This window comes from Mycobacterium sp. E1715, assembly GCF_001667625.1.
GTDB lineage: Bacteria > Actinomycetota > Actinomycetes > Mycobacteriales > Mycobacteriaceae > Mycobacterium.
This window is the reverse complement of the sequence record NZ_LZJJ01000524.1, coordinates 1-19,761: the sequence shown is the minus strand read 5'-3', so window position 1 is coordinate 19,761 and position 19,761 is coordinate 1. Positions and strand designations below refer to the sequence as shown.

Sequence of the window (19,761 nt, the reverse complement as noted above, 5' to 3'; positions counted from 1 at the left end):
CACAACCTGCCGCGCGGCACCACCCAGGGCCAGGCGTTCCAGTTCCTCGGGGCCGCTGTGGACCACTACTGCCCCGACCAGGTCGGCTTCGTTCAGCGGGCCGGCACCCACTAGCCCGTTTTCAGCGCAGCGGCTTGTAGGCCGCATGCAGCGCCACGATGCCGCCGGTCAGGTTGCGCCACCGAACCGCCGCCCATCCGGCCCGCGAAATCTCGTGCGCCAACTTGGTCTGGTCCGGCCAGGCCCTGATCGACTCCGCGAGGTAGACGTAGGCGTCGGGATTGCTGGACACCGCGCGGGCCACCCGCGGCAGCGCCCGCATCAGGTACTCCTTATAGACGGTGGCGAACAGCCCGTTGGTCGGCGTGGAGAATTCGCACACCACCAACCGGCCGCCCGGGCGAGTGACGCGGGCCATCTCGCGCAGCGCCGCCCGCGGGTCGACGACGTTGCGCAACCCGAAACTGATTGTGACCGCGTCGAATACGTCGTCCCCAAACGGCAGCCGGGTGGCGTCGGCGGCGACCTTCGGGACGTTGCGCGCGGCACCCGCGGCGAGCATCCCGACCGAGAAGTCGGCCGCCACGCACCATGCCCCGGATTTCCTGAGCTCGACGGTGGACACCGCGGTGCCGGCGGCCAGGTCCAACACCTTCTGGTCGGGTCCGATCGCCAGTGCCGACCGGGTGGCGGCCCGCCAATACCGGTCCTGCCCCAGCGACAGCACGGTGTTGGTCAGGTCGTAGCGGCGGGCGACGCCGTCGAACATCGACGCGACGTCCCGGGGGTCCTTGTCCAACGCCGCACGACTCACGAGGGAAACGCTACCGTCCGGGAATTACACGGTGACGGCGGCGTTGCAACACTGCGTGACTGAAAAAGTTTGGTTTATCACCGGTACATCGCGAGGCTTCGGGCGCGCGTGGGCGATCGCGGCGCTCGAGCGCGGCGACAACGTCGCCGCCACCGCCCGCAACACGGCATCGCTCGACGACCTGGCCGAGAAGTACGGCGACGCGCTGTTGCCGATCCGATTGGACGTCACCGATCGGGACGCCGACTTCGCCGCGGTCAAGCAGGCGCACGACCACTTCGGGCGGCTGGACATCGTGGTCAACAACGCCGGTTACGGGCAGTTCGGGTTCGTCGAGGAGTTGTCCGAACAAGACGCACGGGATCAGATCGAGACCAACGTCTTTGGGGCGCTGTGGATCACCCAGGCGGCGTTGCCGTACCTGCGCGACCAGCGCAGCGGCCACATCATTCAGGTGTCCTCGATCGGGGGCATCACCGCTTTCCCATTGGTCGGCATGTACCACGCGTCCAAGTGGGCGCTGGAAGGCTTTTCGCAGGCGCTGGCCCAAGAGGTCGCCCCGTTCGGCGTGCGCGTCACGTTGATCGAGCCGGGCGGCTTCGACACCGACTGGGCCGGGGATTCGGCCAGGCACGCCGATCCGCTGCCGGCGTACGACGATGTTCGTGCCGCCGTGCAGGCCGAGCGCAGCAAGCGCTGGGCCAGCCCGGGCAGTCCGGAGGCGTCCGCCACGGCGCTGCTGAAGGTGGTCGACGCCGAAAAGCCGCCGCTGCGAGTCTTTTTCGGCGCTTCACCGCTGGCGACGGCCAAGGCCGACTACGAGAGCCGGCTGCGCACCTGGGAGGAATGGCAGCCGGTCGCCGAGCTGGCCCAGGGGTAGCGAGCCGCGGACGTCGGCGCCTACCAGTGAGGTAGTCGATTACGCATGTCGGCAGCCCGGTGCGGACCCATAATTGTGGGCATCTGCGAGGAAAGGCGGTCCGATGTCCGCACCCCAGTCCGCGCCGGTGGCAACCAGCGACGTGTGCATCGTCGGCGCCGGCATCGCCGGGTTGAATGCCTTGTTCGCCGCCAGCCGATACCTATCGCGTGAGCAGACGGTGATCCTGATCGACCGCCGTAGACGCGTCGGCGGCATGTGGGTCGACGTCTACCCCTATGTCCGCCTGCACCAGCCGCACCCCATGTTCACGGCGGGCAACATCGAGTGGACGCTCGCCAAGGAGCGCAGTTATCTGGCGACCAAGGGCGAGGTGCTCGCCCACTTCGAGCACTGCGTCGACGTGATCAGGCAGCGGGTCGGAGTCGAGGAGTATCTCGGCTGGGACTTCGAGTCCGCAGAAGAGACGAACGGCATCGTGCGGGTCACCTGCAGGGCCCCCGACGGGCGGCAGCTCGTCGTCGAGACCACGCGTTTGATCAAGGCCTTCGGCCTCGGGATCACCCCGAACGAACCGCTGGCCATCTCGAGCAAGCGCGTCCATTCGGTGTCGCCCGACTACTGCGACGTGCGGGCCGGCGACATCAGGGAGAGTGACGCGCCCGTGTGGGTCGTCGGCGGCGGAAAAACCGCGATGGACACCGCGCACGCGCTGATCACGAGCTACCCCGGCCGCGAGGTCAACATGGTCGCCGGCCGCGGCACGTTCTTCTCCTGCCGCGACGACCTGTTGCCGAGCGGCGCCCGCCGGTGGTGGGCGGGCACGCCGCCGAGCGCGGTCGCCACCCAGTTGAGTCACCGGTACGACGGCACGAACGAATCAGAGGTGCAGGCTTGGTATCGTGCCACGCACGGCACCTTCCTGACCCCCCAGGCGGACAACTTCGTGTTGGGAGTGTTGTCCGAGGCCGAGAACCGCACGATCTCCGCCGGGCTGAACGACGTCGTGATGGACTATTTCGAGGATGCGGTCGATCGCAACGGCACGACCGAGTTGGTGTTCCGGAGCGGATCGACGAAGACGATCGAACCGGGTAGCTGGATAATCAACTGCACCGGATACGTCAAGTTCCCAGACGAATACCCGTATGAGCCGTACGTTTCACCCAGCGGCGCAGTCGTTTCCATCAATGTGCGGTCGGCCATGCTGCACTTGCCTGCGTTCATGGGGTACTTCCTGGGCCACCTGATGTTCCTGGGCAAGCTCACGGATATTCCGCTCTACGAAATAGATTGGATGAATCTGAGGCAGAAGGCGCCGCTGGCGTTTCCCTACGTGCTCTTCGCCCTCGTTCAGCACAATCTCAGCCTGATCTACGACGACGTCCCCCGTCGCGTATTCACCGACAACAACCTCGATTTCGATAAGTGGTACCCGTTGCCGCGACGGGTGCCGGGCATGGCGCGGTTCATGCTCACGCACCGCCGGGAGTGCGAGCGCCAACGCCGGGTTCTCGACACGGTGCGGGAGCGTCTCGAAATCCGTTGCGGCCCGCTCAGCGGGTAAGGCACATACCGGGGGAACGGCTTCCGTCATCCGGCACCGCCACTCCCGGCGCACGGGCGCGACCGGCTTCACACCGCCTGGTGAGCCCAACCACTTCGCGAAAGTACCGGTACCGCAAGACAGGTAGTCGACTACGCGTGTGGGGTGGTCTAGCGCAAACAAGACTTGGTGGCGAAACCACTCAACCGACGCCCTTGGGGAGCACCACCATGACACTCACGGTTGACACGTCGGCCTGCCCGAGCGTCTTCGATGCCGGCCTGCCGACTATTGATTACGAGCACTGCCAGAGCCCCGAAGAGGCTCACCTGATTCTCCACGAGGCGCGCCGCCGGGCACCGATTGCGATCGGCCCGCATGGGCCGGAAGTGCTGACCTACGAACTGGTCCGAAGTGTGCTGCGCGACCCGCGCTTCCGCGTGCCCCAGGGGATGTTCCTTGCCTCCCAGGGCATCACGACCGGCCCATTGTGGGAGCGCGTCGCCACCAACCTGATCAGCCTCGACGGGGCCGAGCACCACCGGCTGCGCCGCCTGGTGTCCAAGGCGTTCACACCGCGCGCCACCGCGCGGCTGGGCGCAACGATCGACGGGGTGATCAACGGACTGCTGGACCACCACACCGCAATTGGGCGCTGCGACGTGGTCGCCGACATCGCCAGGCAATACCCGATCCCGATCATCTGTGCGCTGTTGGGCGCCCCGGCCGAAGATTGGAAGCTGTTCTCCGAGTGGACCGACGACATCTTCAAGGCCTTCAGCTGGGAGGTCGCCGCTCATCAGAACAACATCTTGGCCGCATGGGACGAGCTCGACGCCTACATCGACGACATGGTCGCGCAGCGACGCCACCGGCTGACCGACGACCTCATCTCCGACCTGATCCGCGCCGAGGACGACGGCGACCACCTGAGCGCCGACGAGCTACGCATGCTGGCCGCGGGCCTGCTGATGGCCGGCACCGACACCACCCGCAACCAGCTGGCCGCCTCCGTGCACGTGCTGTGCGACTGTCCCGAGCAGTGGCGGTTGCTGGGCGAGCACCCAGAAGTCGCGAACAGTGCGGTTGAAGAGACGATGCGGCATTCGCCCATCGCGGCCGCGACGTTGCGCATCGCTCTCGAGGACGTCGAAGTCGCCGGGGTGGTGATCCCCGCGGGCACCGTGGTCATCGCAAACACCGCCGCAGCCAACCGCGACCCCGCCGTCTACGACGACCCCGACCGACTCGACATCACCCGAGTGGGGGCCCCGCCGATGCAGACGTTCGGCGCCGGCATGCACTACTGCCTGGGCGCGAACCTGGCCCGACTCGAGCTCGCCGAAGCCCTGGCGACCATGGCGCGGCGCATGCCCGACGCGCGCCGCACCGGACCCGCGCCGTGGAAGCCGCTGACCGGGCTGAGCGGACCCGCCACGCTGCCAGTCGAATTCACGCCCGAGATCGATGTCGCCGCGACTAGCGCACGGTGCGGATGACGAAGGCGTCGATGTTCTCGTCGTAATCGACCGATTCGTCCACGAAGAGTTCGCCCACCGGGTGACCGTCCTCGGCGACGGCAATGAAGGTCGATTCCTCGGGGTTGTACGTCACCGCGCCTTCAACGAACATCGCCGCGACCTCGTGCCCGTCGGCCCCGAACACGACGAGCTTCAATCCTCCGGCGTCCTTGACGTATTCCGCTGCCTCAGCACGCGTCGTGACCATCCTTGCGAGTCCTTTCTCTGTTGCCGAGCCGTCAGGGCGTGGGCTGGGAAACCCTTGTCTGTACGAGGAATTCGTGTAGCGCATCCGCCATCCGCGCCCGCACCGGCGCGCCGGAGATGACCACGTCGACCATCGGCACCGATAGGTGGGTGTGACCGCGGGCGCCGACATGCTCGGTCGGCACCCCCGCCGCCTGCAGCGCGGCGGCGTAGGCCTCGCCGACATCGCGCAGGGGATCGAACTCGGCCGTCACCACGAGGGCCGGCGGCAGCCCGGACAGGTCGGCGGCATTCAAGGGGGCGAATCGGGGGTCTTCTCGATCCGCAGCGTCGATGTAATGGTCGTAGCACCACCGAAGTAGCGGCGTCGTCAGACCGTAGCCATCGGCGTTCTCGGTGAACGACGCGCGCGTCATCTCGCCGGACGTCAAGGGCGTCAACAACACCTGGCCCACGATGGTCGGGCCGCCCATGTCCCTCGCCAGCCGGCACACCACCGCCGCGAGTCCCCCGCCCGCGCTCCAGCCGCACACCGCCAACCGACCCGGGATGCCGCCGAGCGCCTCGGCGTTGTCGGCGACCCACCGCACCGCGGCCATCGCGTCATCGACGGCCGCAGGAAAGCGGTTCTCGGGTGAATGGCGGTAGTCAGCTGAGACCACCATGGCGCCGCTCCGCACGCAAAGATCCCGGCACAGCGGATCATCCGCGACGGCGTCGCCGAGAACGTAGCCACCGCCATGGAAATACACGACCACCGGATGCGGACCCGGGGTGGCAGGCCGATAAAGCCGGTACGCCAAATCGCCGGCGGGGCCGGGCAGCACGCCGTCGACGATCTCGCCGACATCCGGTCCCGGCGGTCGCACCATCGACATCTGCGCGTACAACGCGCGAGCCTCCTGGACGCCCATCGATTCCATCGGCGGCAGATTCAGCGCCGCCACCTCGTTGAGGACCATCTCGACGTCCGGCTGCAACCGGCGCACCACTCCGTCGTTGCAGCGTGAGCCGGCGGGGCCAGATCTCCTGTAGCCCAGGTAATCGCGGGCGACCACCTCGTCGCAGCCGGCACGGTAGAAGTCGAAGCCCGCGCAGTACGGCAGGAAGACCCGGGATTTGCCGGGCACATTGGCGCCCATGTACCACGAGTTCGCCTGGGGGTAGAGGGTGATGTCGGCGCAGTCGTTGACGTGCTGCGTCCACCCGGCCTCCGCCCAGTTCGGTGGGCTCGATGACCTCGAAGCCGTCCGCGCTCAGGTGGCCGAGGCAGTCGAGCACCCAATCCGCATGCTGTTCGATCGACACGACCATGTTGGTCAACACCGAGGGGCTGCCGGGACCGGTGATGAAGAACAAGTTGGGAAAACCGGCCGTGGTCAAGCCGAGGTAGGTCCGCGGTCCGTCTGCCCATTTGCCCTTGAGCGCCAGACCATTACGACCCCTGATGTCGACCGCCGTGATCGCGCCCGTCACCGCATCGAAACCGGTCGCGAAGACGATCGCATCGAAAGCGAACGACTCGTCGGTGGTGTCGATCCCCGTCGCCGTGATTTCCCGGATGGGATGTTTGCGGACGTTGACCAGGCGCACGTGCGGCAGGTTGTAGGTGGCGTAGTAGTTCGTGTCCAGGCACGGCCGTTTCGTCGCCAGCGGGTGATCAGTGGGGCAGAGTTCGGCGGCGGTGTCGGGATCGTCGACGATCGAGCGGATCTTGTCGCGGAAGAACTCGGCATATTCGTGATTGGCGGCGGGATTGCTCAGCACGTCGGCGAAGACGTTGATCGCCTCGAACAGCAAGCCGTCAGCCCAGGCGCGCTCGTAGCGGCGTTGGCGTTCGGCCTCCGAAACGCCGAAGGTGGGAGTGACGTCGCGCTCCATCGGGATGCCGCCGAACGAAAGCTTCGCGGCCGCACGGTATTCCGCCTCATTCGGCAGTTGCGCGATCTTCGAGGGCGGCACCGGACCATTGTGCGCCGGGATCGAGAAGTTCGGCGTCCGCTGGAACACCACCAGCTGCGCCGCCTCCTGTGCGATCACCGGAATCGATTGCACCCCGGAGGAACCCGTGCCGATGACGGCCACCCGCTTGCCGGTGAAATCGACCGGCTCGTGCGGCCAGGCGCTGGTGAAGTAGATTTCGCCGGCGAACCGCTCGAGCCCCCGGACCTCGGCCTGCTTGGGCAGGGACAGGCAGCCGGTGGCCATCACGACGAAACGACTGGTGAGTTCGTCCCCGCGGTCGGTGCCCACCCGCCATAGCGAAACATCGTCGTCCCATCCTGCGCGCTGCACCCGCGTCGAGAAGGTGAGGTGGCGGCGCAGGTCGTGCTTGTCCGCGACGTGATTGAGATAGCGCAGGATCTCCGGCTGGGTGGCGTACTTCTCCGACCACCGCCAGTCGCGGTGCCAGTCGGGATCAAAGCTGTACATGTAGTCGACGCTGGGCACGTCAACCCGGGCGCCCGGGTAGCGGTTCCAGTACCACGTGCCGCCGAGGTCGTCGCCCGCCTCGAAGACGCGGAACCGGTATCCGGCACGGCTTAGCCGGTAGGCGAGGTACAGGCCCGCGATACCCGCGCCCACCACGACGACGTCGACGTCCGGCAGCGGCCGGTCTGTGCTGGCTGCATGGGTCATCGTCTGATGATCCCGCCGCGCTCACCGGCTGTCTTGAGTACGGCGATACTCGATTTGCTGACGACCGGCCGCGGCCCGGCATGCCCGGGCCTTACCAAATGGGTAGGAAACCCTTCCCTTCCGGGAGAAGAAAGTGGCCCTCACGGTAATTACCTGATCGCCGATAATCCCCGAGCATTTCGGTCATGACTTCCACGACCACACTGCCGAACCGCAGCATCCTCAGCGACGCAGACCTCGCCCGGGCCGCGGCGGCCGGTGATCGCGCGGCGCTGGCCGATATCTACCACCGCTACGCGGGCCCACTGCACGCCTACTGCGTCGGCATGTTGCGTGATCGCCACGCCGCCTCGGACTGCGTGCAGGATGTCTTCTGCACCGCCACCACACAGTTGCCGAAGCTGCGTGACGCGGACAAGCTGAGGCCGTGGCTCTACGCCATCGCCCGCCGCAGCGCGCTGCGGGCCTTGTCCGAACGCCGCCGCGAGGCCGCCTGCGACGAGCTGCCCGACGATGCGGCGACCGGTCCCGGGCCGTTCACGCTGACCGCCCAGAACGAACTCCGTCAACTGATCAACCAGGCGGCCGACGGATTGTGCGAGCGCGACCGGCGGGTGCTGGAGCTTGCCTACCGCCACGGCGCGACCGGAACCGAGCTCGCGCAAGCGTTGGGCATCAGCTACGACTCCACCAAGAAGGTCCTGCAGCGGCTGCGCGACACCATCGAACGCTCACTGGGCGCCCTGTTGGTGGCCCGCCGCGCGACCCAACACGGCTGCCCGCGGCTCGCCGCGGACCTGACCGGCTGGGACCATCAGTTCACCGTGCTGATGCGGAAACGCATTGCGCGCCACATCGAGTCGTGCCCCACATGCGACGGGTACCGCCGCAGCGCCCTCAATGCCGTTGCCCTGCTTGGCGGCGGGGTACTCGACGAGCTGGCCAAGCCACACGGCGGGTAACGAAATATCCGCGGGCTCACTTCTGCTGGGTGCGACGGTCACGCAGCATGGAGCGGTTGACGGCCCCGAGCCGGATGGCCGCATTGGCCAGCCGGACCCGGCGATCCCCCTCGGCCGTGATGCCGAACTTGTCGTACAGGTGCTGCAGGTGTTGCTTGACGGCCGCCTCCGTGACGTACAGCTCCTGGGCCATCCGGCGGACCGATGCGGGCTCGGGGAACGGGTCGTCGGCGACGAACGGGCGGCACAGAACCTTGAGGACATCGAGTTCGCGCGCGGTCATGCGGGGCGGCCGCAGGATGGACTTGCCGGTTTCGGTCTCTTGGTCGCCCGGCGCTTCGCCGGCCCCTTTTGTCATCCAGAACACCAACCGCGAACTGCCGAGCCGCAATTCGTCTCCCGACCGCAGGATCCGTTCCGCCGCGATCCTTTCCCCGTTGACGTAGGTGCCGTTGCGGCTTCCCAAATCACGCACGGACCAGGCTTGCCCGAAATTCTCCAGGACGGCGTGTACCCGCGACACGGTCGGGTCGTGCTCCAACGACACCGCGTTGGTCAAGGACTTGCCGAGGGTCACCCGTTCACCACTGAGCGCGACCAGCTCCCGCCCCGACGGCTTCCACACTTCCAAATGGGACGACATATCGACCCCTCCTATCACGGCCCATTCTGACCCCGCGGCGCAAAGAATGGCCGGAGAACGGTCCGCTGAGCCGAAAATCGCGTGTTCGGCTGCCGAGATTCCCCCGGTATTCGGGTCCACGACGCCCGGTTGCGGTTGGACCGTGGTGACGCATCACCGGTAGCCGTTTTCCCTGCCGGCGAGAAGCCATAGGATCTACGAGCATGCGTCGCCGCATCCCTAACCCGACTTCGTGATGGCAATCACCAATGTTGAGCTCAGCTTCCTGCTGGAGGCGTCGCGCCGCGGGCTGCTTCCTCAGCAAGGCCGCCTCCTGGAATTCGGCGAAGCCGAGACCATGATCGATGTGGTGCAGGCGATCCCGCTCCTCCTCGCCGAAGGGCCACGGCGCGACGCGTTGCTGGCCGAGACGCCGCCGGACGGTGTGGCCCAGGTCTACGCCGACGCCAAGCGAATCTACCGAGCCCTGTTCGACTTCCGCAGCTACAACGCCATCGACCTGCTCCCACCCAATCACTACCGTCTGCAGCAGGATCTCAACCTGCCCTTCGACCTTGGGACAAGGTTCGACGTCTGCATCAACAACGGCACGACCGAGCACGTCTTCAATCAGGCCAATTGCTTCAAGGCGATTCATGATCACACCGCCCCGGGGGGCGTGATGATCCACTGGACGCCGTGCCTGGGATGGGTCGACCATGGCCTTTACAACATCCAGCCGGGGTTCTTCCACGACCTGGCCGCCGCGAACGGCTACGAGGTCCTGCTCGCCGTGCTGTCGAGCGACAGCATGATGATGCCGATCATCCCAGGCCAGATCACTTCCGAATTGGTTGCCGCCAATCCGGGCATCCGCGACAGTCTCGCGTGCGCCGTGCTGCGCAAGACGACGGATGAACCCTTCCGCTTTCCCCTGCAGGGGGTCTATTCCTTTCTCAAGGAACTGGCGGCTGTGGGGGATCCGCAACGTATTACGCATCTGCTGGCGGCGCGCGACGACGTGCAACTCGTCATCGTCGGCGACGGCGTCGACCGCGGCAAACTGCAAAAGGCAATGCCGACAGCGGTTTTCACCGGCGCGCTGTACGGCGACGAACTCGCCGTGGCGTACGCCAGCATGGATGTCTTCGTGCATCCCGGCGAGCATGAGACGTTTTGCCAAGTCGTGCAGGAAGCGCTGGCGTCGGGGTTGCCGGTGATCGCCCCCGACGCCGGCGGCCCACGCGACCTCGTCACGCCGTGGCGCACCGGTTTGTTACTGGGCGTCGACGAATTCGAGGCGAGGTTGCCTGAGGCCGTCACCCATTTGATCGACGAACGCCACCGCTACGCATTGGCCGCCCGGCGCAGCGTGCTCGGCCGCAGTTGGCCGGTCATCTGTGACGAGCTGCTCGGTCACTACGAGGCGGTGCTGTCGCCGTTCTCCCGCAGGCGGATGTTCGCCAAGCGCTACGCGCAGGGCCAGTGAACTAACGGTCCGCCCGCGGGACCAACCCCAGGCGCTGACGTCAGTGGTCGTGCCCGGGCGGGGGATCCTGGATCGGGTTGTCGGGTCGCCCCGTGTGTGGTTGCTCTGGTGCCTGGCCGGAGCGCGCCGCCAGCGGGATCAGCCGCTCCACGTGCTTCTCCGGGGCCAACCGGCCCACAAAGCCGACGATCGGCTTGCCCCGCGGTGACCATCGGCGCCGGAGCGCCTCGTCGCGCCCCGACGGGGCGAACCGCAGCACGTCGACGCCGCGCGCCCAGCGATGCACGCGCGGGAAGCGGTGCTCTACAAGCGATTCCATCGTCACGGTGGACGGCGCCAGGGTTCGGTCGGCGAGGCTGTGCAGATGCCGGAACCAGGCCCACGCGACCCGCTGCGTCATCGGGATGCCATAGCTCGCAGCGAATCCCGGTACGTCCGTTTGATATACGGCGACGGTCGGCACCCCCAGCCAGCGCGCCGCCTTGACGCCGCCGTAACCCAGTAAGGCCGGCGAGGCCAAATGCACTACGTCCGGATCGAATCCGCGCAGCACGCTCACCATCCGGGGCATCGGCACGCCGAGTGGCAACGTGGTGACCTTCGGAAACATCCGCGAGGGAACCCGATGCACGCGGATCCCGTCGTGGACGCGATCCGCCGGGGTCACGCCCGGTGGGGTGTCCGGGGCGATGACGAGGGCCTCGTGACCGGTCCGGCGCAAATGCTCGAGTACCCGGAGCACCGAGTTGCTGACACCATTGACTTCCGGCAGGAACGATTCGGCGACGATTGCAACGCGCACACCACTACGGTGTCAGCGCCGGCTGTCGCGAAGGTTGCCTGCGGGCATACGTCGCGCGAAATCTGCTGGTCGGACGCTTCCAACCCCGGCTATGCCGGTGCCGCCGCGGCCTCGTCGCGGCGATCGAGCAGCTTGTCCAGCACCGCCAGCCCGATCAGGAGGGCCGTCGCGGCCAGCCAGCACACCACGGCGATGGAACCGGCCGGGATGATGGCCAGCCCGGCATTGCGGTGCTGCACCCGAACCAGATTGGGATCATTCTTGTTGTACTCGACGTATATACGCATGCCCGTAGCCAGATGCGACGGGTACAGCACGCCGAGCTCCGGGCGGTAGGTGACCCGCTCGGGTGTGACGAATTCGATGGTGGAGCGGCGCGGCCCGGCGCTGAGCACCTCGGCCTGCGCCACCCCCATGTTGTGTCGAATCGCAAGGTCATCGCGCCAGGCGCCGGCCACCAGCAAGACCGACTGCAGGGTGACCAAGCCGGTCACGATGAGCACCGTCACGCGGGCCCAGCGCAGTGCGATCCGGGGCCTGGTGTTGGGCGGCTTGTCACTGCGACCGTGAATCAATATGTGCAGCAATGCCTTTGGGTCGATCAAAGGGCCGCCTTGATGGCGGCGTGCAGCTGCCGAAGCGACGACCGGTCGGCCTTGACCTCCAGCACCCGCATACCGGGCGCGGGTTCGTCGAGCGCCGCGCCGAGCTGGTCGACCTCGATCTGCCGGCTCTCGACGTGGTAGGCGCGGCACAGCGCACCCACGTCGACGTCGTGCGGCGTCCCGAAGATCCGCGACGACACGTCGGAGAATCGCGGGTCGCCCTGCTCGAGCAACTCGAAGATGCCACCGCCGTTGTCGTTGGAGACCACGATGGTCAACTGCCGCGGGGTCGGCTCGGTGGGCCCGATCAGCAGCCCGGAGCTGTCGTGGACGAACGTCAGGTCGCCGATCAGCGCGACGGTGCGGCCCTCGTAGGCGAGCGCGGCCCCGATCGCGGTGGACACCGTGCCGTCGATACCTGCCACCCCGCGGTTGGAGCGGACGCGGATGCCGTGGGTGTCCAGGCCAACCAGGGCGGCGTCGCGGACCGGGTTGGACGCCCCCAGCACCAGCTGGTCACCCGGCCGAAGGGCGTCGGCGACGGCCGCCGCCACGTGCAAGCCGGTGGTCAGCGGGTGCGCCTTTAGCTGGCCGCGCACCGCGTCGTTGGCGTGCCGGTTGACCTCCGCGCAGCGCTTCAACCAGGCCGCACTCGGCGTGCCGGTGGTGACCGCTCGCGTCCCGGTGGCCTGCGAGTTGCCCGAGACGTCGGGCCAGCGCGGTCCGGTGGTCAACGCGTACACCGGCACCTGCGGATCGGCCAGCAGCGCCGACACCGGCCGGTGCAGGGTGGGCCGCCCGAGCATGATCACCTGCTTCGGGCGCAGCAGCGGCAGGGCCAGCGGGTGCAGCGGGTTTTCCGGTGCCGGTGCCGTCGATTCGGCGACGGTCGGCAACTGCGCGAGGTTGGGGTGCACGCCCGCACCGTGCCCGGCGATCACGACGGTGTCGGGCGACAGGTCGATGTCCAGCGGCTGGTCGAACGTGACCGGCGGCGTGTAGGTCCACGGCCGCCCGCCGGGCCGCCCCTGCGGCACGGCGGCGCCCCGGGGTTCGGGATCGGGCACCAGGGGCTCGCGCAGCGGGATGTCGAACTGCACCGGGCCGGCGTTGGCGGTGCGGGATCCCGTCGCCGCCGCCAGGACCCGGCAGGTGGCCGATCGCCACGTCGCGTTGAAGGACTCCAGCCGCTCGGGTGCGTCCTCGGCCAGGCCCAGGCTGATAGCGGCGCGGACCTGGGTGCCGAAGTAACCCAGCTGCTCCATGGTCTGGTTGGCCCCGGTGCCCAGCATCTCGTAGGGCCGGTTGGCCGACAGCACGATCAGCGGCACCCGCGCGTAGTTGGCCTCCACCACGGCCGGCCCCAGGTTGGCAACGGCGGTGCCCGACGTCATCGCGACACACACCGGGGCGCCGGCGGCGATCGCCAGCCCGATGGCCAGGTAGCCGGCGGTGCGCTCGTCGATGCGGACGTGCAGCCGGATCCGGCCGGCGCGGTCGGCGTCGTGCAGCGCGAAGGCCAGCGGCGCGTTGCGCGACCCGGGGCACAGCACCACGTCGCGGACGCCGCCGCGAATCAGCTCGTCAACGACGACGCGGGCCTGAGTCGTCGAGGGGTTCACTCCTACAGCCTGTCACAGCCCGCCGACCGGCGGCCGAACGTGGAGTTGGCGGGCTGGTCCGCCCGGAATTCGCCCGGAAAGCCGACGTTGGGCGCGCCCTCAGTTGCCGGCGAAGAACTTCAGCGCCGCCTCGTTGACGGCGTCCGGGCGTTCGAAGAACCCGAGGTGGCCGGCGTCGGGAATCTGCACGTATCGCCCGTTGGGCAGCGCGTCGGCGACCTCACGCCCCAGGTAGGGCGGTGTCAGCACGTCGTCGGAGAAGCCGATCACCAGCACCGGCGTCGCGATGCTGCGGTAGGCCGGCAGCCGGTTGGTGTACGGGGCGACGTCCAGCTGGCAGCGGGTGCCCGGGGTGGACTTGATCGGCCACATGGAGAACATCGCGATCCAGTCCGCGACGGCGACGTCGTCGTTGAGCGTCTTGCGCGAGAAGTTCTCCAGCAGGCGGATTTTGGCGTCGTAGGAGTTCGGCAGCTGGACCCCGGCGTCGGCGAGCTCGGCCTCGGCGTCGCGGAAGAACTGGCGCGCCTTGTCCATCCGGCCCCGGGTGCCCATCAACACCGCGGAGCTGACCAATTCGGGCCGGGCGAGCATGAGCTCCTGGGCGATGAACGCCCCCATCGACATCCCCACGATGCGGGCCGGGGCGGCGTCGAGGCCCTCGATCAGCGCCGCGGTGTCGGCCACCATCGTTTGCGTGGTGAAACCCTGCGCGTTCTCGGTGGCACCGATTCCGCGGTTGTCGAAAGTGATGACGCGGTAGCCGGCGGCCAGGAACGCGGGGAGCTGATACGGGTGCCAGGTCCGCCCGGCACCGCCGTGGCCGCTGATGAACACCACCGGCTCGCCGGAGCCGCGGTCGTCGTAAGCCAGGTTGATCACTCGGACGACGGTACAAGGAGCGGGTGGCAGGCCGTGACCCGGTCGATCCACCACTGCCGCCGCTCCGGGGGCGCGGCCAGGGCCCGCAACCGCGCCGGATCCGGGGTCACCGCCCCCGCCGCCAGGGTGCCGTCGACGGGCGCTGCGACCTCGGCCACGTCCTCGACGAACAACCCGCCGGTGCCCAGCCCACACGCGTGGCGCAACACCGGCAACGCCGCCGCGGCGGCCAGCCCGGCCGCGATGCCCACCGCCGAGTCGATCGCGCTGGACACCACGACCGGGATGTCGATCTGCGCGGCGATCGAGAGCATGGGCGAAATACCGCCCAGCGGAGCGACTTTGAGCACCGCGATATCGGCGGCGCGGGCGCGGACGACCGCGAGCGGGTCGTCGGCCTTGCGGATGCTTTCGTCGGCGGCGATCGGCACGTCCGGCAGCTCTGGCCGCCGGCGCAGCGCCGCGAGTTCCTCGACGGTCGCGCAGGGTTGTTCGAGGTATTCCAGCGGGCCGTCGGCGGTCAGGGCTTGAGCTGCTCGCACCGCCTGCTCGACGCTCCAGCCGCCGTTGGCGTCCACGCGCACGGTCGGCACGAGGTCGCGCACGGCGTTGACCCGGTCCACGTCGTCGGCCAGGGTCTGGCCGGGCTCGGCGACCTTCACCTTGGCCGTGCGGGCGCCCGGGAATCGGGCCAGCACCTCGCCCACCCGGGCGGCGTCGACGGCCGGAACGGTGGCGTTGATCGGGATGCGGTCCCGGCGCGGCGGCGGTGGCGGGCGGTAGGCGGCCTCGATGCCGGCCGCCAGCCAGTGCGCGGCCTCCGGCGGGGCGTACTCCAGGAAGGCGCCGAACTCGCCCCAGCCCGCGGGGCCCTCGATCAGCGCGACCTCGCGGGTGGTGATGCCGCGGAACCGCACCCGCATCGGCAACGCGACCACGTGCAGGCGGTCCAAGAGGTCTTGCAGGCGGGGCGGGCGCGTGGGCGTCACTGCCCGTAGACCTGGCGGCCCGCGAGAAACGTCGCGCGCACGTCCAGATCGGCGATCTGCTCAGGCGGCACGGTCCGCGGATCGGCCGACAGCACCACCAGGTCGGCGTACTTGCCCACCTCCAGCGAGCCGGTCACGTCGTCGGCGAACAACTGCCAGGCCGCGTCGATGGTCTGCGCGCGGATGGCCTGCTCGACGGTCAACCGCTCCTCGGGCGCCAGCACCCGGCCGCTGGGCGCCGTGCGCGTGACCGCGACGCTGATGTTGCGCAGCGGCTCCTCGGGCGTGACCGGGGGGTCGTTGTGCAACGAGATGCGCATGCCGGTCGCGACCGCGGAACCGGCTGGCATCCAACGGGATCCGCGCTCGGGACCGAACAGGCCGTCGACGATGATGTCGCCCCAGTAGTGGATCTGGTCCACGAAGATGCTGCAGGTGACCCCGAGGTCGGCGGCGCGCCGCAGCTGCTCGGGCCGGATGGCGCCGACGTGCTCGAGCCGCAGCCGGTGGTCGTCGCGGGGGTGTCGGCGCAGGGCCTCCTCGTAGACGTCGAGGATGGTGTCCACCCCGGCGTCGCCCTGTACGTGGCAGGCCATCGGCCAGCCCAGCGGGAAGTAGGCGCCGACGATTTCGCTTAGCTGTTCGCGGGTGTAGTTGGCGTGCCCGCAGGAACCGGGCGGCACGCCGATGGTGCGGGTGGCGTCGGTGTCCAGGTAGGGGAAGGACAGGGCGATGTTGCCTACCCACGGGGAGCCGTCGACCCAGATCTTGATGCCGACCTGGCGCAGCATGTCGTCGCCCTGGCCGGGGGTGGCGTCGGTGCGCATCTGCGGGTTGGAGATCTCGTAGGTGCGCAACCGGACCGTCAGCTGGTCGCGCAGCCGCTCGACGACCGGCCCGAACGCCGGGTCGAAGGCCATCTCGGAGCAGGTGGTCAGGCCGGCGCGGCTGAGCCGCGCGCATTCGGCGAGAAGCATCGCCGGGTAGTCGCCGGGCGCGATGGCCCCGGCCAGCAGCGGGAACACCGCGCCGGTCTCCTCAGCGCTGCCGTCCAGCTCGCCGTGCGCGTCGCGGCCATACCGCGCGCCCTTGGGATCGGGGGTGTCGCGGGTCAGGCCCGCGCGGCGGGCCGCGTGCGAGTTGAAGTACGCCTTGTGCCCGGAGTTGTGGATGATGATCAGCGGCCCGTCCGGCGCGATCTCGTCCAGCCACGCCAGCGTCGGCTGCGGCAACCCGGACTGCAGCAGCGGGTCCCAGCCGTTCAGGTATGCGCCGTCCGCTCCCCTGGCGGCGACCTCGCGCCGCACCGCGGCGACGACGTCGTCGGCGGCCGGCAACGTGACGGGCCGGATGTCGACGATCCGGTCCGACAGCGCCAGCGCCTCCATCAGCGGATGCCCATGCGCCTCAACGAATCCGGGCATCACGCAGCCGTCGCCGACGTCGAGCGTTTTGGTGTCGGGGCCGATGTGGGCGTTAATTTCCGACCGGCTGCCGACGGCGACGATGCGGCCGTCGGCGACGGCGAGCGCCTCGGCGGTGGGCCGCGTGTCGTCGACGGTGAGCACGGTTCCGGTGACGACGAGATCTGCAGCGGCCATGTGCAGGGATGCTAGTGCTCCGGGGTGTCGTCGAGGGGGTGGCTGACTAAAACTGCAACACGTTCTAGTCTTGGCCACATGAGTGACGAGCTGCTGCGCCATCCCATTCATTCCGGACACCTGACCGTCGGTGCGCTCAAGCGCAACAAGGACAAGCCGGTGCTATACCTCGGCGACACCACGCTGACCGGCGGACAGCTCGCCGAGCGGATCAGCCAGTACATCCAGGCGTTCGAGGCGCTCGGTGCGGGCACCGGCGCGACCGTCGGGCTGCTGTCGCTGAACCGGCCCGAGGTTTTGATGATCATCGGCGCCGGCCAGACCCAGGGCTACCGGCGGGTGGCCCTGCACCCGCTGGGCTCCCTTGACGACCACGCCTACGTGCTGAACGACGCCGGCGTGACGTCGCTGATCATCGACCCCAACCCGATGTTCGTCGAGCGGGCGCTGGGCCTGCTGGAGAAGGTGCCCGGCCTCAAGCAGGTCCTGACCATCGGGCCGGTCCCCGAGGCGCTCGGGGATTCCGCGGTGGACCTGGTGGCCGAGGCGGCGAAGTATCCGCCGAAGCCGTTGGTGGCGGCCGAGTTGCCGCCCGATCACATCGGGGGGATGGCCTACACCGGTGGCACCACCGGCAAGCCCAAGGGCGTGCTGGGCACCGCGCAGTCGATCACCACGATGACCACGATCCAGTTGGCCGAGTGGGAGTGGCCGGAGAACCCGCGCTTTTTGATGTGCACCCCGCTGTCGCATGCCGGGGCGGCGTTCTTCGTGCCGACGATCATCAAGGGCGGCGAGCTGGTGGTGCTGACCAAGTTCGACCCGGCCGAGGTGCTGCGGGTGATCGAGGAGCAGAAGATCACCGCGACCATGCTGGTGCCGTCGATGATCTACGCGCTGATGGACCACCCGGATTCGCACACCCGTGACCTGTCGTCGCTGGAGACGGTCTATTACGGCGCCTCGGCGATGAACCCGGTGCGGCTGGCCGAGGCCATCCGCCGCTTCGGGCCGATCTTCGCCCAGTACTACGGGCAGTCCGAGGCCCCGATGGTGATCTCGTATCTGGCCAAGAAGGACCACGACGAGAAGCGGCTCACCTCCTGCGGGCGGCCCACCCTGTTCGCCCGCACGGCGCTTCTGGGCGCCGACGGCAAGCCGGTGCCGCAGGGTGAGGTCGGCGAGATCTGCGTGTCCGGGCCGCTTTTGAGCGGCGGGTACTGGAACCTGCCGGAGGAGACCGCCAAGACGTTCAAGGACGGCTGGCTGCACACCGGTGACATGGCCCGCGAGGACGAGGACGGCTTCTGGTTCATCGTCGACCGGGTCAAGGACATGATCGTCACCGGCGGGTTCAACGTGTTCCCGCGCGAGGTCGAGGACGTCGTCGCCGAGCACCCGGCCGTCGCGCAGGTGTGCGTGATCGGCACCCCGGACGAGAAGTGGGGCGAGGCCGTCACCGCCGTGATCGTGCTGCGGCCCGACCACCCCTCCGATGAGGAGTCGGTGGCGCGGGTGACCGTCGAGATCCAGTCCGCCGTCAAGGAGCGCAAGGGTTCGGTGCAATCGCCCAAGCAGGTGATCGTCGTCGACTCGGTGCCGGTGACCGCGCTGGGCAAGCCGGACAAGAAGGCCGTGCGCGCGCGGTTCTGGGAGGGCGCCGACCGCGCCGTCGGCTGAGTCTTTCGGCTCGAGCGTCACGCCAGCGTGGCGCTCGCCGGCTGCCGTCACGCTGGCGTGACTCTCGGTGATCAGGCGGCGGCGATGCCGGCGACGAGCAGGTCGAGCATGCGGCCGGTCTGCTCCGGCGAGCCGCTGGCCAAAAAGATGCCGATCAGGCTCGACACCACGTCGTCGGCCTGCACGTCGGCGCGCAGGCTGCCGTCCTCGGCGCCGGCCCGCAACAGCAGGTCGACCGCGCCGACGATGCTGTCCCGAGTCTGGTTGGCCTGCATTGCGCCGGAGGCGAAGATCGCCTGCAACGACTCCGCCATCCCACGCTTGGCGGCCACGAATGACGCATAGCGGTCCATCCAGCGGCGCAACGCCGTCTCGGGCGGGTGGCGCTTGAGCAGCCGTTCGGCCGTCGCGGCCACTTCGTCGAGCTCGGCGCGGTAGATCGCCTCCACCAGCGCCTCTCGATTCGGGAAATGGCGGTAGAGCGTGCCGATCCCGACGCCCGCCTCGCGGGCGATGGCCTCCAGCGACACCGGTCGCCCGTCGGCGGTGGCGAACGCCGCCGTCGCCACCTCGATTAGCCGCTCGCGATTGCGGCGCGCGTCCGATCGGATCTCGGCCAAGCGGAGGCTCCTCCGTTTCTGCTACGCTCAAATAAGCGGAGGACCCTCCGCATCTTCTCCAGTGTGGCACGAGGGAGCACTCATGACGGACACACCACGGCCCGGCGGTCCCGGCAGCATCGGCGGGTCGACCGTCGCTCGCATCGGCTACGGCGCAATGCAGTTGTTCGAGGCCCCATCCGTCGAGGACGCGGCCGCGGTGCTGCGCCGCGCGGTCGAGCTCGGGGTCAACCACGTCGACACGGCGTCGTTCTACGGCCCGGGCGAGGTGAACCGTCGG

General features: G+C 68.6%; 16 protein-coding genes and 3 pseudogenes. 8 read left to right on the top strand and 11 right to left on the bottom strand.

The genetic code is table 11. The features are described from left to right. Positions 1 to 114, top strand: a 114-nt coding sequence (locus tag A9X03_RS29515; protein ID WP_156746678.1) for a DUF732 domain-containing protein, incomplete at its 5' end; no start/stop codon positions are given. A 7-nt stretch (positions 115 to 121) separates the two neighbouring features. Here A9X03_RS29515 and A9X03_RS25685 read toward each other — a convergent pair. After that, a complete protein-coding gene (locus A9X03_RS25685) occupies positions 122 to 814 on the bottom strand; it encodes a demethylmenaquinone methyltransferase (RefSeq protein WP_067780970.1) in 693 nt (230 codons plus the stop codon). Positions 815 to 869: 55 nt separating this feature from the next. On the opposite strand from A9X03_RS25685, the gene A9X03_RS25680 reads away from it, so the two are divergent. From A9X03_RS25680 to A9X03_RS25670, 3 genes are all read left to right on the top strand, one after another. Continuing rightward, a complete protein-coding gene (locus A9X03_RS25680) occupies positions 870 to 1,694 on the top strand; it encodes an SDR family oxidoreductase (RefSeq protein ID WP_068263636.1) in 825 nt (274 codons plus the stop codon). A gap of 103 nt (positions 1,695 to 1,797) precedes the next feature. Then, a complete protein-coding gene (locus A9X03_RS25675) occupies positions 1,798 to 3,261 on the top strand; it encodes an FAD-dependent oxidoreductase (protein ID WP_067780967.1) in 1,464 nt (487 codons plus the stop codon). Between the two features lie 209 nt (positions 3,262 to 3,470). Continuing rightward, a complete protein-coding gene (locus tag A9X03_RS25670; RefSeq protein WP_067780965.1) occupies positions 3,471 to 4,739 on the top strand; it encodes a cytochrome P450 in 1,269 nt (422 codons plus the stop codon). On the opposite strand, the gene A9X03_RS25665 is transcribed toward A9X03_RS25670, so the two are convergent. Both A9X03_RS25665 and A9X03_RS25660 read right to left on the bottom strand, forming a co-directional pair. Then, positions 4,720 to 4,968, bottom strand: coding sequence for a hypothetical protein (locus tag A9X03_RS25665; protein WP_067749227.1), 249 nt, complete (start codon positions 4,966 to 4,968; stop codon positions 4,720 to 4,722). The genes A9X03_RS25670 and A9X03_RS25665 overlap by 20 nt on opposite strands. A gap of 31 nt (positions 4,969 to 4,999) precedes the next feature. Continuing rightward, a pseudogene (locus A9X03_RS25660) lies at positions 5,000 to 7,607 on the bottom strand (FAD-dependent oxidoreductase). Between the two features lie 185 nt (positions 7,608 to 7,792). Between A9X03_RS25660 and A9X03_RS25655 the strand changes: the two are divergent. Beyond that, on the top strand, positions 7,793 to 8,569 hold the full coding sequence (locus A9X03_RS25655) for an RNA polymerase sigma factor (protein ID WP_067749224.1): 777 nt from the start codon (positions 7,793 to 7,795) through the stop codon (positions 8,567 to 8,569). A gap of 16 nt (positions 8,570 to 8,585) precedes the next feature. On the opposite strand, the gene A9X03_RS25650 is transcribed toward A9X03_RS25655, so the two are convergent. Continuing rightward, positions 8,586 to 9,212 carry an FHA domain-containing protein gene (locus A9X03_RS25650; protein WP_067780959.1) on the bottom strand — a complete coding sequence of 209 codons (627 nt, stop codon included), beginning with the start codon at positions 9,210 to 9,212 and terminating at the stop codon, positions 8,586 to 8,588. Positions 9,213 to 10,191: 979 nt separating this feature from the next. Here A9X03_RS25650 and A9X03_RS25645 point away from each other — a divergent pair. Further along, positions 10,192 to 10,680 (top strand): annotated as a pseudogene (locus A9X03_RS25645) (glycosyltransferase); the annotation flags it as partial. 121 nt (positions 10,681 to 10,801) lie between these two features. On the opposite strand, the pseudogene A9X03_RS25640 reads toward A9X03_RS25645, so the two are convergent. The 6 genes and pseudogenes from A9X03_RS25640 to A9X03_RS25615 all read right to left on the bottom strand — a co-directional run. Further along, positions 10,802 to 11,482, bottom strand: a pseudogene (locus tag A9X03_RS25640) (glycosyltransferase); the annotation flags it as partial. A gap of 89 nt (positions 11,483 to 11,571) precedes the next feature. Beyond that, a complete protein-coding gene (locus A9X03_RS25635; protein WP_068017732.1) occupies positions 11,572 to 12,087 on the bottom strand; it encodes a DUF3592 domain-containing protein in 516 nt (171 codons plus the stop codon). Further along, positions 12,084 to 13,709: a 2-succinyl-5-enolpyruvyl-6-hydroxy-3-cyclohexene-1-carboxylic-acid synthase gene (gene menD / locus A9X03_RS25630; protein ID WP_067887262.1), complete on the bottom strand. Its 1,626-nt coding sequence runs from the start codon at positions 13,707 to 13,709 to the stop codon at positions 12,084 to 12,086. The genes A9X03_RS25635 and menD overlap by 4 nt, the downstream gene beginning before the upstream one ends. Positions 13,710 to 13,808: 99 nt before the next feature. Continuing rightward, positions 13,809 to 14,591: an alpha/beta fold hydrolase gene (locus A9X03_RS25625; protein ID WP_067785541.1), complete on the bottom strand. Its 783-nt coding sequence runs from the start codon at positions 14,589 to 14,591 to the stop codon at positions 13,809 to 13,811. After that, positions 14,588 to 15,514: an o-succinylbenzoate synthase gene (locus tag A9X03_RS25620; protein ID WP_369807385.1), complete on the bottom strand. Its 927-nt coding sequence runs from the start codon at positions 15,512 to 15,514 to the stop codon at positions 14,588 to 14,590. Before A9X03_RS25620 ends, A9X03_RS25625 begins: the two co-directional genes overlap by 4 nt. A 62-nt stretch (positions 15,515 to 15,576) precedes the next feature. After that, entirely contained in the window at positions 15,577 to 17,181 is a 1,605-nt protein-coding gene (locus tag A9X03_RS25615) for an amidohydrolase (protein ID WP_068263634.1), read from the bottom strand. Positions 17,182 to 17,259: 78 nt separating this feature from the next. On the opposite strand from A9X03_RS25615, the gene fadD8 reads away from it, so the two are divergent. Next, entirely contained in the window at positions 17,260 to 18,861 is a 1,602-nt protein-coding gene (fadD8, locus tag A9X03_RS25610) for a fatty-acid--CoA ligase FadD8 (RefSeq protein ID WP_067749185.1), read from the top strand. Positions 18,862 to 18,932: 71 nt separating this feature from the next. Here fadD8 and A9X03_RS25605 read toward each other — a convergent pair whose 3' ends face one another. Continuing rightward, positions 18,933 to 19,481 (bottom strand): TetR/AcrR family transcriptional regulator, encoded by a 549-nt coding sequence (locus tag A9X03_RS25605; RefSeq protein ID WP_067749182.1) that lies wholly within the window; start codon positions 19,479 to 19,481, stop codon positions 18,933 to 18,935. Between the two features lie 82 nt (positions 19,482 to 19,563). On the opposite strand from A9X03_RS25605, the gene A9X03_RS25600 reads away from it, so the two are divergent. Continuing rightward, the coding region (locus A9X03_RS25600) for an aldo/keto reductase (protein ID WP_197696146.1) at positions 19,564 to 19,761 on the top strand (198 nt) is incomplete at its 3' end.